The sequence below is a fragment of the Anoxybacillus sp. ST70 genome (assembly GCF_019553625.1).
Classification (GTDB): Bacteria; Bacillota; Bacilli; order Bacillales; family Anoxybacillaceae; genus Anoxybacillus; species Anoxybacillus gonensis.
This window is the reverse complement of sequence record NZ_JAHZOF010000001.1, coordinates 26280-40598: the sequence shown is the minus strand read 5'-3', so window position 1 is coordinate 40598 and position 14319 is coordinate 26280. Positions and strand designations below refer to the sequence as shown.

The following is a 14319-nucleotide window of genomic DNA, read 5'->3' as shown; positions in this document are numbered from 1 at the left end:
TGCCTAAAACATGTGGTATTCTTCTTCTTCGGCTAATGATCACAAACATGGTGTATGGATACAGCGATGCTTAACCACTAAACTTGACGGGTATGGGAGTGCCACCCCACCTAAATCTTTGCGGAATCGGACGGATCCATAGCGAGAGAGGCTATGGATTTTTTGTTTAAGATTGAAGTATATTTGATATTATCTGAAAAACAATGTAAAATTTAGGTTATAAGGCTCATTTGATGTACATTAAGTCTATTTCGGAGGTTAGGGATACATAATGATCCATAATGATTTAACTTTTTTTACAAATGAACCTGAACGAACTTTATACGATAGGTTTAATATGATTTTAAAAAGCAATACGCAATTTTTTGATATTCTAGTTGGTTATTTCAGAACAAGTGGATTTTATTTGCTGTACCCAGCACTAACTGATGTTGAAAAAATTAGAATTTTGGTAGGTTTGAATGTTGATGGTCAAACAGTGAGGATTATTCAGAAATCAAATGAAGAACAAATGTCTTTTGAAATGTCCCATAAAGAAGTAAAAGAAGAATATAGAAACGAATTAATTCGTGAAATGAATAAATCGGAGGATAGCTACTGGGTAGAAGAAGGGATTAGAACATTTATTAAGTGGTTGCAAAGCGGAAAAATTGAAATTCGAATTTACCCTGATGCTCCTATCCATGCGAAAGTATATATTATGAGAAAAGATTTATCAAAAGTTTTTGATCAATTTGGAACCGTTATAACTGGCTCCAGTAATTTTTCACAGGCGGGGTTAATTAATAACCTTGAGTTTAATGTGGAGTTGAAGGATAGTCGCGATGTACAATTTGCACTTAAAAAATTTGAAGAACTTTGGGAACAAAGTATCGATATTTCTAACGAATATATAGAAACAATTTTTGAGAATACTTGGATTCGTGATGATATTACACCATATGAGCTATTTTTAAAAACTTTATATGAATATTTTAAAGAAGAAATTAATGAGGATAAAAATAATAGATGGGAGGAAATGCTCCCTGACGGTTTTATGAAGTTACAGTATCAAATGGATGCTGTTATCCAAGCTAAAAAGACTTTAGAAGCCTATGGCGGGGTTTTTATATCTGATGTGGTTGGACTTGGAAAAACATATATTTGTGCTATGTTAGCGCAAAATTTAAAAGGGAAAAAGTTGTTTATTTGTCCTCCGGTGTTAAAAGATTATTGGGAAGAAGTCTTATTTAATTTTGAAGTTCAAGGCTATAAAGTTGAGTCGCTTGGCAAGTTAGACAGTCTTCTTGAGATGGGAGTAGATCAGTTTAAATATGTATTTATTGATGAAGCTCATCGATTTAGAAACCAAAACACAGAAAATTTCCAAAAGCTTCACCAAATTTGTTATAACAAGAAAGTTATTTTGATTACTGCTACTCCACAAAATAACTATTCAACTGATATAGCTAATCAAATATACTTATTCCAACCAAAAAATAACAGTACTATTATTCCTAATAATAAAAATTTAGAACGTTTCTTTCAAAACCTAGAGGTAGAACTAAAGAAACATGAAAAAGGAACACCGGAATACATGGAAACATTACGGAGAAATTCAGAAGTTATTCGTGACAAAGTTTTAAGAAATATAATGATCCGACGAACAAGAAATGAAATAAAGGAATTTTATGCAGAGGATTTAAAAAAACAAGGATTAGAGTTCCCGCATTTAGGTTCACCTGAAAAAATTGTATACACGTATAACAATGAAATAGAGAGAGTATTTAATGAAACGATTAAAGTAATTCAACGTTTAGATTACGCTCGGTACAAACCATTGACATATTTAAAAAATATTGATAAGCAACTTGCTACAATGATGGTATCACAACGAAACATGAGCGGCTTTATGAAATCTATTCTTGTAAAACGCTTGGAAAGTAGTTTCGAAGCGTTTAAAAAGACGTTGAATCGTTTCATCAAATCCTATGTGAAGTTTATTGATATGTGTGAAAAAGGTAAAGTCTATATTAGTAAAAAAGTAGATGTATACGATTTATTAGATAGTGGCGATGATGAAAAGTTAATGGCGCTTGTGGAAGAAGAAAAGGTGCAATATTACTCAATCGAAGAGTTTAATGAAGGATTTTTACCTTCCCTTAGACGGGACTTAATGTTACTAAGAAGACTGGAAGAAGAATGGGAATTGATAACCGAGGATCCGAAAAAGGATCAGTTCTTATATGAATTGGAGAATAACGAATTATTGAAAGGTAAAAAAATGATTATTTTTACTGAATCAAAAGAAACCGCTGAATATGTTGGTGCTTATTTAGAGCAACGTTATCCTGAACAAGTGATTGTATTTAGCGGACAAGGCTCCAGAAAGTTGAGATTAGAAATTGAAGCAAATTATAATCCAAACTTCACGGGGACAAAAAGAGATGATATTAGATTCTTAGTCACAACAGATGTATTAGCGGAAGGGATTAACTTACATCGTTCGAACGTTCTTATCAATTATGATTTACCTTGGAACCCTACAAAAGTAATGCAGCGTGTAGGGCGTATTAACCGTGTAGGTACAGAACATAAAACTATTTACGTATTTAACTTTTTTCCAACTGCACAAGCAAATGCACATTTGCCTTTAGAAGAAAATATTATCTCTAAAATACAGGCTTTTCATGATACATTGGGTGAAGATTTCAAATATTTATCTGAAGATGAAGAGGTAACTTCACATCAGCTTTATCAAAAGTTAAATAGTAAAGATAGCTTAGAGGCAGAATATGACGAGGGAGAATCAGAATTAGCATATTTAAATATTATTCGCCACATTCGTGACCATGAACCTGATTTATTTGAAAAAATTAAAAGACTTCCTCAAAAAGCTAAAAGCGGTCGGATGTGTAAAGATGTTTTATCTAACTCAACGATTAGCTTTTTGAGAAAAGGGGCTTTAAAGAAGTTTTTTATTACGGATGGAAAAGAAACGAGAGAACAGACATTTTTAGAAGCCATGAAATATCTCAAGGTGGAAAGAAACGAAAAGAAAATAAAACCTTTAAAAGACTATTTCAATCATCTAGAAGCAAACAAGGAACAATTTGAATTGTGCTTTGTAGAAGAGGATTCTTTAGTAACCGAAAAAACAATGAAGAGTGGAAATGATGCAAAGGTCATTAAGTTACTTAAAGCAATTTCTAAATTTAAAACATTTACGGATGAACAAGAAAAAATGATCCCACGATTAATAAAGCTGTGGGAAGAAGGAAATATCCCTGCAAGTATCACGAAAGAAATTGTTAAAGCAACGAAAGGTATGAATGATCCAATAAAAATCTATTATGAAATTGTCCATCTTGTTCCAGACAAATATTTAGATGTAGAAAGAAATGTAAAAAAATACAATGCTACAGCCGGAGAAACAGAAGTAATCTTATCATCTTATTTGCGAAAGGAAGAGGGTAATTGAGTACAGCAAAGTTAAAAATCTTGCAAGAAACGTTTGAAAATAGCTTTGACATCGATAAATTTAGAACTTTCACAAGGGAATTTTTTAATGAACCGGAAATGTTTCCACATAGAAAAAGAGTAGGTATCTGGAAGGAATATGCCGATCATATTGCCTCTTATGAAGAGATTGCAAAATATACTGACCGTGAAGGAAATAACTTAATCGTTTTGGCTGTTGAAATTAAAAAGGAAAAAAGTGTTGAGCGGGCGAGAAGTTTGCAACGTAACTTTATTTCCAAGCTTTTAGAGATGAATAATTATGAAGCGGCTATTGTCGCCTTTTACTCACCTAATGAAGATAACTGGAGATTGTCTTTTGTACGACTTGATTATACATTTAATGAAAAGGGCTTAACCTTAGATTTAACTCCCGCTAAAAGATATTCTTATTTAGTCGGGAAAGGAGAACCAAATCATACTGCTCAATCACAGCTTTTACCGATTTTCGAAGATGATAAGCATAACCCAACACTAGATGAGATAGAGACAGCTTTTAGTGTTGAAAAAGTAACTAAGGATTTCTTTGAGCAGTATAAGGAAAAGTACATTCAATTAAAAGAATATCTTGAACAAGATCAAGCTTTTGTAAAAGAAGCGGAGAAACTAGGGCTACAAGTTCAACAATTCTCTGAGCAATTTGCAAAAAAATTAATGGGACAACTAGCATTCCTGTATTTTTTACAGAAAAAAGGCTGGCTTGGCGTTCGGATTATGCCGGAAGATAGAACATTAACGGAAGTAGAATTTATTGAAATCTATCAAAGACAAGATGAGCCTCACAGAGCAGTACTTGAAAAAGTTTTTATTAAAACATCGGATGGAAGAAGAAAGCTTTCTTCTAGAGAGATGTTTAATATTTCGGATCAAGAAGCAGAGCTTTTATCTGATTGTTTTATTGGCACAAAGTACGATATGCCTTGGGGGAGTGGAAACAAACAATTTATTAGGACGCTTTTTAACTTTTGTATGGAAAATACAAATAAAAATTTCTTTGTTCATTTCTTACAACCGTTATTTTACGAGGCATTAAATAAAAAGCGTAAAAATCATTACTTTAAAAAATTTAACTGTAAAATTCCTTTTTTGAACGGTGGTCTTTTTGAGCCATTGGAAGGTTATCATTGGAAAGACGTTGATTTTAATATTCCTAATGAAATTTTCTCTAATGCTAACCAAAAGAATAGAGAAGCGGACGGCATTTTAGATATTTTTGATCGCTACAATTTTACAATTAATGAAGATGAGCCATTAGAAAAAGAAGTTGCGGTTGATCCTGAGATGTTAGGGAAAATTTTTGAAAACTTATTAGATGTCAAAGATAGAAAATCCAAAGGGGCTTTCTATACTCCTCGTGAAATTGTTCATTATATGTGTCAAGAGAGTCTCACGAATTACCTTGTTAACGAAGTTGGAGTTCCATATGAAGATATGAAGGAGTTTATCTTATATGGTGAATTAATAAGAGATGCGGATAAGAGACGGGATGTTGGGTATGGAAAAGATTTCACTATTAAACAAACTATTTTTGATAATATTGTAAAAATAGATCAAGCTTTAAAGAATATAAAAGTTGCTGATCCCGCTGTTGGTTCTGGAGCATTTCCTCTAGGTATGTTAAGTGAAATTGTTCGTATTAGAAACAACATTACTGAGTATCTGGTTTGGAAAGATAAAGAAGGAGCATTGGGAAGAAGATATGGGGAAGAAATAATTCGTAAAAAACGTTCTCCATATAGGTTGAAATGGGAAACGATTAAAAATAGTATTTTTGCTGTCGATATTGAACCAAGTGCAGTTGATATTGCAAAACTTCGGCTCTGGTTATCTGTTATTGTTGACCAAGAAATTAATGATGAAACACCTGAACCTCATCCATTACCAAATCTGGATTGCAACATAATGGTTGGCAATAGCTTGATTGACGAATATGAAGGAATCAAGTTATTTGATGAAAAAATATTAGTGAAAAAGAAAAATAAGGTTAAAGAAAATAGTGAGAATTATAATACAATAGTTCAACTTAGCTTGTTAATTGATAACACGGATGAAATGCTAAACGAAATGTTCCAATTACAAGATAGATATTTTGATGAAGAAGACGAACAACGTAAGAAAGAAATTAAAAATAAAATTGATAGAATTAGGGATGATTTAATCGAATATAAGTTACAGTTGGACGGAAATGAAGAAGGTTTAAAAAAGTACAAGGAACTGCAAAAGAATAAGCAAAGACCATATTTCTTGTGGCATCTAGAATTTGCAAAAGTATTTCAGGAAAAGGGTGGATTTGATATTGTCATAGGTAATCCTCCTTATGGAGCAAAGATTAGCGACGAAGATAAGGTTGTAATAAAAAAATGGTTAAAAGATACTAAAAATATGAATAGTGCAGCACTTTTTATTGACTATTCAAAAAATTCTTTATTAAATAATAGGGGGATTTTGTCTTTTATTGTACCTAAGTCACTGTTGTATTCCGAGAAATGGTTTAGTCTTGTAGAGGCACTTTTAAAGAATACTAATGTGTTGGTAGATGTTGAAAAGGCATTTGAAAAAGTAAAACTAGAACAGGTTTTGTTTGTCTATAACGCGGCTTTTGAATATGAAACTTACACTGCCAAAAAATTCTTAGATAAAAAATTTATTCGTTCAACGATTATAAATAATAGTTTAGTAAAGAAATTCAGTGCTTGGGTGTGTGATGTATCAAAAGAAGAACTTGATATCATAAGGAATTTAAAAGTGGATATCAAATATATGAAGGAAATATCGGTAACAAAACGTGGAGTAGGATTACAAAAATTTCTTCAAGAGGATGGTGATTATCCGGTAATAGGTGGAAAAAATATAGTAAGGTTCGGTATTAATGGAGTTAAAGGTTTTATACCTAAAGATAAAATTGATAGTCATAAGAAAAAGTTAGAGTTTATGCAACAACCAAAGATAATGTCACAAGATTTAATCGCACATATCCAAAACCCTACTCCTCATATCAAAATAACTTCTTGCTTTGACCCAACAGGAGAAGTACTATGTTTAGATACAGTTCAAAATACAGTAATTATTGATGATAATTATGATTATAACTATATACTAGCTCTACTAAATTCAAACTTTGTCAGTTGGTACACCTATAAATTTATTTATTGTTCAGCAATTAGAACAATGCATTTTGATAACAATTATATAGGGAGAATCATAATCCCCGTATTAACAAAAGATGAGCAAAAACCATTAATTGATATAGTAAATGACATTCGAGAAATTTATAAGTCTACCTTAAATAACCTTGACAATGAATACACTAAAAAGGTTAATGAACTATTGTTTGAACTTAATAATATGGTCTATCGTATATACGGGCTCAAAAATAAAGAGATAAATATTATTGAAAATAAATAGAGATGTAAAAAACCCCTCAGATAATTCTGAGGGGGGTTTTTTATATAATTAGAAAAATAGATGAAAATATGTAAGATTTTTTATATAATGGATTTGAATAAAAAGATTACCGTTGACAGGGGGAGAACAAATGACAGATGCAGAATTTTTTGAAGCAATTGGTTACTTGAGTGTAAGAAATATTTTAATCGAAGCTGAGGTTGCTGAGGGAGCTCCTTCTACAAAATTTGAAAGAGAATATCTCGAAATTACTGGTGAATTAGTTAATGGTTTACCTGAATATCATAAAATAAATGATAAGTGGGGAAAAGAATTAAGATTGTATATTGATGATGTAACGAATATACCGGCACAATTAGGTAGAGAATTAAGATCAGATAATTATAAAGGTTATGCAGGGAGAATTAATAATAATAACCTAATCACAAGAATGTTTGAATATGGTTTTCGTGTTGGTACTACGCAAAATGTTTCTCTTATAAGAAGTAAGGTACCGGCATCATTTGTCAGCGATTTTGAGAGAGGTCAAAATTTATAATAGTTAGGGGTTTATAAAGAGAAATAGGATAAGTCGGAGGAAAATATATACATCCAATTTAAAATTTTAACCTCTGATTCACACAGCACACCCCATGCGGCGTAACACCTCATCCGGGTGTTGTAGAACGTACTGTTCAAAGCGAGTAATGGATTGGGCAATGTCATTTTGATCCTTGTGAAAAACGTTGGCAATCACTTCATCTTTCAACCACTTCCACAGCCGTTCAATCGGGTTCAACTGTGGAGAATACGGTGGCAAAAAGATGAAATGAAAAGCATCGCCTTCCTCGCCATCAAGAAAGGCTTGCACCATCTTGGCATGATGAATACGCGCATTGTCCAACACAAGCACGAGGAATCGGTCCGTATATTTCTCTTTCAATCGGCGCAAAAAGTCGAGGAACGTTTCGGCATTGGCGGATGATGCGCGATGAAATACCACATCGCCTTGTTGAACATCGACGGCGCCAAAAATGGACACATGGTCATGGTGTCCGTAGCTTGGCACGTGTTTTTGATTCCCTACTTCTGCCCATGTCGTACGTAGCGCTTGATAAGCACGAACATGTGTCTCATCCACATAAAACAGCATGGCATTCTCGGTAATTAGTTTTTTTATAAATTCAAGTTCTCTTTGAAAAGCAGCTTGACGCTTAGCGTCTCCTTGACGAGCTTATACGTCGGGCGTGTCCATGACAAACGCAAACGATGCAACAACTTGCGAATCCCTTCCCGTGACATGGAAACACCATAGGTTTGTTGAATGTAAGATTGTAAAATGCGCGTGTTCCATGACGAAGCGATGCCCCAGCCAGCATCCACAGGTGTAGTAGTTAACACGAGTTGTCTAATTTCTTGTTGTTGTTCTTCCGTAAGAAACGGCACACGACCAGGCGGCAACCGACGATCGAGTAGATGATCGAGCCCACCTTGATTAAACCGTGCAACGTAGATGGCAACGGATTGACGGCACAGATTGACCATTTTGGCCACATCTTTACCGAGGTGACCTTCCATGACAAGACGAACAGCGGTCACCCGAACACGAAGAGAAGCATCTTTGATTTTCCGTTCTTGTTTCCGAAGGGTTCGAGGTGTCCAGCCGTGATCATTTGTGATTTTCAGACGTTTCATGCCAATTCCGCTCCTTTTGTATAGAAATATTTAGGAGCAGTATAGCCATGAAAAAAGGTGTTCATACAGAAGTCATGGTTTTAAGGTGCATGTATATAGCACTATGGGTTATAAAAGTGATTTTTGAGCAGTATGAATATATATGGTGTGGAAAGTTTTATAAAAAAGGAGCGAATTTAGCATGAAGGCTAATGAAACAAAACTACAACCCATTATAGAAGGCACTAAGCAATATGTACTTCCTTTATTTCAGCGTTCGTATAGCTGGGATAAAAAAGAGTGGGAAGTTCTATGGGATGACTTAGTTGAGTTATGCGAAATAGAAAATCCACGTGACCATTTTATTGGCTCAATTGTCAGCATACCAACTAATTCAGTTCCTGAAGGGGTTGCAAAGTTTTTGCTAATTGATGGCCAGCAAAGATTAACGACTATTTTTATTATACTGACCCTATTGAGAGATTTAGCAAGACTATATGGGGACATTGAGTTAGCCGATGAAATTAATAACACATTAATAGTAAATCCGTATAAAAAGGATAGTGATTATTTCAAATTACTTCCTACACAAGTGGATCGCTCAGCATATAAAAAATTAATTTTATCAGAAATCGAACAGAGTGATGATTCTCAAATTTATAAAGCATATCAATATTTTGAAAGAAAAATCAAGCAAAGTCATATGGATATTTCAACGTTAAAAAATGTAATATCTAATCGTTTGTCTATCGTTAGTATCGTATTAGATCCGGACGATAATCCTTACCTAGTTTTTGAAAGCTTGAACGCGAAGGGACGACCTCTTACGCAAGCAGACTTGATACGTAACTTTTTCTTCATGAGGATACATATACAAGATCAAAAGTTAATTTACAATAAATATTGGCGACCAATGCAAGATTCCCTTGGTGAGAATTTGACCGAATTTATTCGCCATTATTTAATGAAAGACGGTCTTTATGTTAAGCAAAATGAGATTTATTTTTCTGTGAAGGAAATAGCAAGTGAAAATGACATTTTAGAATATATAAAGAACATGTATGTTTTTTCTACGCATTATGAGAAATTATTATCTCCAGATAAAGAGTCGAACAGAGAAATACAAAGGGCATTAAATCGTCTTAATCGTTTGGAGGCAACTACAGTTTATCCTTTTTTATTAAATTGTTATGATGATTACTACCGCGGTCAAATTTCTGATACACAATTCGTTGAGGTAATCTCAACCATTGAAAACTTTTTAGTGAGAAGATTTGTATGTAATGTCCCTACAAATCAACTCAATAAAATTTTTAATAGTCTTTACAAAAATACGAAAGACGACATCTTTGATAATTTTATTAAATTGTTAAAAAATCATCTTCAATCAAAGAACTATCCGAAAGATAATGAATTTTTCAGCAGACTTATCGAGGCAAAACTTTACGGTAGTGGAGAGCGTGGAAGAAAAACAAAATTAATATTGGAATCGATTGAAGAATTTTTTGAGCATAAAGAGCAGGTAGATTTAGATAATTTGACTATTGAACACATAATGCCGCAGACACTCACGCAATCATGGCAGGAACATCTAGGGGAAGAATGGCAATTGGTGCACGATTTGTATTTGCACACGCTTGGAAATCTTACATTGACAGGGTATAACTCAGAATTATCCAATGATGATTTTGACATAAAAAAAGAAAAATTAAAAGCAAGCCATCTTGAAATAAACAAATACTTTGAAAAGGTAACTTCTTGGAAAAAAGAAGATATAGAGCAGAGAGCTAAGTATTTAGCAGAAATATGTTTGAAAATTTGGACGTATTTTGGAAATGAAAGAACAGATGCTGACGTTAGAGTGACAGGAACAAACCCAAAAGAACTATATATTTTAGGTCAGCAATTCGAAGTGCATTCATGGAGAGATGTTTTGGAAAATACAATGAATACGATTGCAGAATTGGAGCCAGAAAAATTTGAACAAATTATGATGCAGTTCCCGAAGTTAGTAGGAAGAGATCCTAAAAAATTTCGAGCTATACGTCGATTAAAAACCGGAGAGTATATTGAGGTGAACTTAAGTGCTCAAAGTATCCAGCGTTTTTGCGTACAAGCGATCGAAGCTATAGATTTAACAACTGATGATTGGAAGGTTATTACAGAATAGACTCTTTATACGGTGACTGCACATCTCGATCCAAAAAACAAACAGAGAGCCACGCCTCTCTGTTTTTTTCATTCCCAAAGCAGGAATCTCCTCGCTTTTATCGAAAACATGCAACAAAATCGAAAGCGAGGTGCATATATGGCCATTGATCATGATCGGTTGTTTAAAGAGTTGATTACGACGTTTTTTGAAGAGTTTCTTCTTCTCTTTTTCCCGCATGTGCATGAGCATATCGACTTTCAGCATGTGGCGTTTTTATCGGAGGAACTGTTTACCGATGTGACGGCAGGGGAAAAGTATCGCGTGGATTTGTTGGTTGAGACGAAGTTGAAAGGGGAGGATAGCCTCATTATCGTCCATATCGAAAATCAAAGTTATGTGCAGCCATCGTTTCCAGAGAGAATGTTTATTTACTTTAGCCGCTTGTTTGAGAAATACCGAAAGCGAATGTTGCCAATTGCCGTATTTAGCTATGATTCTCTCCGACATGAACCTTCATCGTTTACGCTCCAATTTCCTTTTTTCGATGTGCTCCAATTCCGATTTCTTACTGTTGAGTTACGCAAACAAAATTGGCGTGACTACATTCGCCATGACAACCCAATCGCCGCTGCGTTGTTAAGCAAAATGGGGTATACTGAAAGTGAACGGGTAGAATTAAAAAAGCAGTTTTTACGAATGATTGTGCGCATGGAATTAGACGAAGCAAAGCAACGATTGTTAATCGGCTTTTTTGAAACATATGTGAAGCTGTCGGATGAGGAAGAACAACAATTGCGAAACGAGGTGAATGAGATGGAAACGAAAGAAAAGGAAAAAGTGCTTGAATTGTTAATCTCGTATGAACAAAAGGGAATACAAAAAGGAATACAAAAGGGAAAAAAGGAAGGATTGGAAGAAGGATTTAAACAAGGAATGAAACATCTTGTTCGCAATATGTCGAAAAAAGGAATGACACCAAAAGAAATCGCAGCCCTTGTGGATCTTACGGAAGAAGAAGTACATCATTTGCTTGAAAGTTGAGAAAGATTCGGTGTGATGCCACACCTCGAAGCATGGGCGCGGTGCCTGTCACGCCTCGAAGTAATAACTTTAAATCATAGTGTTGATTTTGAAACATATGTGAAACTATCGGAGGAAGAAGAACAACAATTGCGAAACGAGGTGAATGAAATGGAAACGAAAGAAAAAGAACAAGTGTTAGAGTTAATCATTTCGTACGAGAAAAAAGTGTTAGAAAAAGGCTTGAAAGAAGGTCTGCAATAACAAGATCGCGAAAAAGATGCTAGCAAAAGGCTACGATGTACAGACAATTCACGAACTGACGGAGTTGTCTTTGAAGGAAATTGAGATGTTGAAATGAGATGGTGTTCTTCCTCTTTCTTAAACATGATCTTATATTAACAAAGGGGGTCACTCGGCTCCCTTTTGTTGTGTATGTGTATGCCAGAAAGAAGGAAAAATTCCCCTTACGTAGCAATACATACTCAAAATTTATCCATCAGTTTCTACAATATTCGACAATATTTTCTGCTTTCTTTCCGTATAATGGGATTGGGATATTTGATTTTATGGGGGGATCGGAGTGACAGCAATTTGCAAAGCGGATTATTATGATGGTGCGCTTCTTTCTGCATTAGTGAATGGAGGATTGGCACCAGCATTGTTTGAAAAAGAAAATGAAAGTAGACAAATTTACACGGTTACAACAAATAAAGACAATTACATCATTTATGCAAAATATCATACTACCCCATCTGGCTCCGAAGATTTTACATGGTCTTTCACATTTAGTGACAACGAAATACAGGAAATTATCAATGTCCATGAAAATCATTCAGATAAAACGCTAATTTTTGCTTTTATTTGTGGTCAGAAGCAAGTAAGTGACAATAGCCAAATTATCGCCATTGTTCGTTGGGACGAATTCGTTGCATGTGTGGATGTAAATAAACAGCAATCTCGTGGAACACCTCGGTTATCAGTGAAGGTCGTAAAAGGATCCCCGCGTTTTCGCATTTACGGAAGTAAGCGTGCTGATCTACTTGATGGTAAAGACAATACGATTAAAATTGAACGAAACCGATTAAGAGAGTTATAAGCACGATGATTGTCAACGAATCAACGCACGGATGACTATTCATCATAAGGGGTGATTGGTTAGATGAATCAATACTATATGGTTCTGTTTTTTCATTCAATCGCAAAAATATATTAAAAATTTTGATAAAATATATTTGAGATCCCACTTCTTTCGTGATTATCTTTACATCTTATTGCATGGCTCTCTGATGAACATATATAGTAAAAGAGAAAGTGAGGTGAACAACGATCATGATGGCGAATCGAGTGGAAAGACACATCATTTATCCAAACCATCCGTATTATCCGATGCTCGATGAGTATTGTTTTCGTTCAAAAAATTTGTACAACTTCGCCAACTATCAAGTGAGGCAAACGTTTTTTCAACACGGCACGTATCTTTCTTACAACAAGCTAGACAAGCTGCTGAAAACAGAAGGGATGGATACAGACTATCGAGCGATGCCAATGGCTCAATGTGCCCAACAAACGTTAAGAATGCTCCATCAAAATTGGCAATCATTTTTTAAGTCGATGAAAGATTGGGCAAAAAACAAAGACAAATATACAGGCAGACCGAAACCGCCCAAATATCTCAAAAAAGACGGACGGTATGTACTTGTGCTAACGAATCAATCATGCAAAGTCGTCGATGAACACATCACGTTTCCTGCCTGTTTTCAAGGGTTTCGGTTAAAAACAAACATGAAAGGGAAGCTACAACAAGTCCGATTCGTTCCAAAACACCGCCATATCATCGTCAAAGTCGTTTACAAAATCCCTATTCCGCCGCAAAAACAAGATCACAACAGATATATCAGTATTGATTTGGGTTTAGATAACTTCGCAACCATTGTGAACAATGTGGGCAAACAACCGATTGTCATCAATGGTAAAGGTCTAAAATCCGCCAATCAATACTACAACAAACAAATGAGCCATTATCGCAAAGTAGCGAAACAGATGAATGGACTCGATTGGACAAAACGAATGAGCAAAATGACAGAAAAACGAAACCGCATCGTAGAAAACTTTATGCACCAAGCGAGTGCCTTTGTCATCAAACATGCGTTGGCTTTAGACTGCGATACGATTGTGGTGGGGATGAATAAAGATTGGAAGCGTGAAGTCCATCTCGGAAAGCGTACAAATCAAGCGTTCGTTCACATTCCGTATCAAACGTTTCTTCATCAGTTGCAGTACAAAGCGGTACAGCATGGCATTCGCGTCATCGTGACAGAAGAAAGCTATACATCGAAATGCAGTTTTTTAGACATGGAAGAAATCAAGAAACAAAAACAATACAAAGGAAAACGAATCGAGCGTGGACTGTTTCAATCTGAAAACGGAACGCTCATCCACGCAGATGTCAATGGGGCATATAACATCATGAGAAAAGTATTCCCAAAGGCGTTCGCCAATGGGATAGCGGGTGTGGGGTTACACCCGATCCGAGTACATGTCGCTTAAACGACGTGGACGGATAAACAATTTTATTAAAATCTTTACCA

The 14319-nt window shown here is 34.9% G+C and carries 10 protein-coding genes; 8 read left to right on the top strand and 2 right to left on the bottom strand.

Translation table 11 applies throughout. From position 1 onward, the window contains the following. Positions 1 to 271: 271 nt before the first annotated feature. The 3 genes from K1I43_RS00200 to K1I43_RS00190 all read left to right on the top strand — a co-directional run bounded on the left by K1I43_RS00200 (position 272) and on the right by K1I43_RS00190 (position 7441). A complete protein-coding gene (locus tag K1I43_RS00200; RefSeq protein WP_220382577.1) occupies positions 272 to 3460 on the top strand; it encodes a helicase-related protein in 3189 nt (1062 codons plus the stop codon). After that, positions 3457 to 6903 carry an Eco57I restriction-modification methylase domain-containing protein gene (locus K1I43_RS00195; RefSeq protein WP_220382576.1) on the top strand — a complete coding sequence of 1149 codons (3447 nt, stop codon included), beginning with the start codon at positions 3457 to 3459 and terminating at the stop codon, positions 6901 to 6903. Before K1I43_RS00200 ends, K1I43_RS00195 begins: the two co-directional genes overlap by 4 nt. A 130-nt stretch (positions 6904 to 7033) precedes the next feature. Then, positions 7034 to 7441 carry a hypothetical protein gene (locus K1I43_RS00190; RefSeq protein WP_220382575.1) on the top strand — a complete coding sequence of 136 codons (408 nt, stop codon included), beginning with the start codon at positions 7034 to 7036 and terminating at the stop codon, positions 7439 to 7441. 78 nt (positions 7442 to 7519) lie between these two features. On the opposite strand, the gene K1I43_RS15605 is transcribed toward K1I43_RS00190, so the two are convergent. Then, entirely contained in the window at positions 7520 to 8050 is a 531-nt protein-coding gene (locus K1I43_RS15605) for an IS630 family transposase (protein ID WP_370628342.1), read from the bottom strand. Between the two features lie 8 nt (positions 8051 to 8058). Further along, positions 8059 to 8577, bottom strand: a complete 519-nt coding sequence (locus K1I43_RS15600; RefSeq protein ID WP_255571752.1) for a helix-turn-helix domain-containing protein — start codon at positions 8575 to 8577, stop codon at positions 8059 to 8061. A gap of 181 nt (positions 8578 to 8758) precedes the next feature. Here K1I43_RS15600 and K1I43_RS00180 point away from each other — a divergent pair, with 181 nt between their 5' ends. From K1I43_RS00180 to K1I43_RS00160, 5 genes are all read left to right on the top strand, one after another. Then, positions 8759 to 10726 carry a DUF262 domain-containing protein gene (locus tag K1I43_RS00180; RefSeq protein WP_220382574.1) on the top strand — a complete coding sequence of 656 codons (1968 nt, stop codon included), beginning with the start codon at positions 8759 to 8761 and terminating at the stop codon, positions 10724 to 10726. Between the two features lie 138 nt (positions 10727 to 10864). Continuing rightward, a complete protein-coding gene (locus tag K1I43_RS00175) occupies positions 10865 to 11749 on the top strand; it encodes an Rpn family recombination-promoting nuclease/putative transposase (protein ID WP_116052102.1) in 885 nt (294 codons plus the stop codon). Between the two features lie 15 nt (positions 11750 to 11764). Then, the gene (locus K1I43_RS15840) at positions 11765 to 11992 is read left to right on the top strand and encodes a hypothetical protein (RefSeq protein ID WP_035065755.1); all 228 of its coding nucleotides are present in this window, start codon (positions 11765 to 11767) and stop codon (positions 11990 to 11992) included. Between the two features lie 319 nt (positions 11993 to 12311). Next, positions 12312 to 12827, top strand: a complete 516-nt coding sequence (locus K1I43_RS00165) for a hypothetical protein (RefSeq protein ID WP_019418711.1) — start codon at positions 12312 to 12314, stop codon at positions 12825 to 12827. Positions 12828 to 13060: 233 nt separating this feature from the next. Next, positions 13061 to 14278 (top strand): RNA-guided endonuclease InsQ/TnpB family protein, encoded by a 1218-nt coding sequence (locus K1I43_RS00160; protein WP_116052101.1) that lies wholly within the window; start codon positions 13061 to 13063, stop codon positions 14276 to 14278. Positions 14279 to 14319 lie beyond the last annotated feature (41 nt).

Coding starts and splice junctions, on each gene's coding strand:
- K1I43_RS00190 (WP_220382575.1), top strand. CDS start 7,034: ATGACAGATGCAGAATTTTTTGAAGCAATTGGTTACTTGAGTGTAAGA.
- K1I43_RS15840 (WP_035065755.1), top strand. CDS start 11,765: ATGCCACACCTCGAAGCATGGGCGCGGTGCCTGTCACGCCTCGAAGTA.
- K1I43_RS00160 (WP_116052101.1), top strand. CDS start 13,061: ATGATGGCGAATCGAGTGGAAAGACACATCATTTATCCAAACCATCCG.
- K1I43_RS15600 (WP_255571752.1), bottom strand. CDS start 8,577: ATGAAACGTCTGAAAATCACAAATGATCACGGCTGGACACCTCGAACC.
- K1I43_RS00175 (WP_116052102.1), top strand. CDS start 10,865: ATGGCCATTGATCATGATCGGTTGTTTAAAGAGTTGATTACGACGTTT.
- K1I43_RS00200 (WP_220382577.1), top strand. CDS start 272: ATGATCCATAATGATTTAACTTTTTTTACAAATGAACCTGAACGAACT.
- K1I43_RS00180 (WP_220382574.1), top strand. CDS start 8,759: ATGAAGGCTAATGAAACAAAACTACAACCCATTATAGAAGGCACTAAG.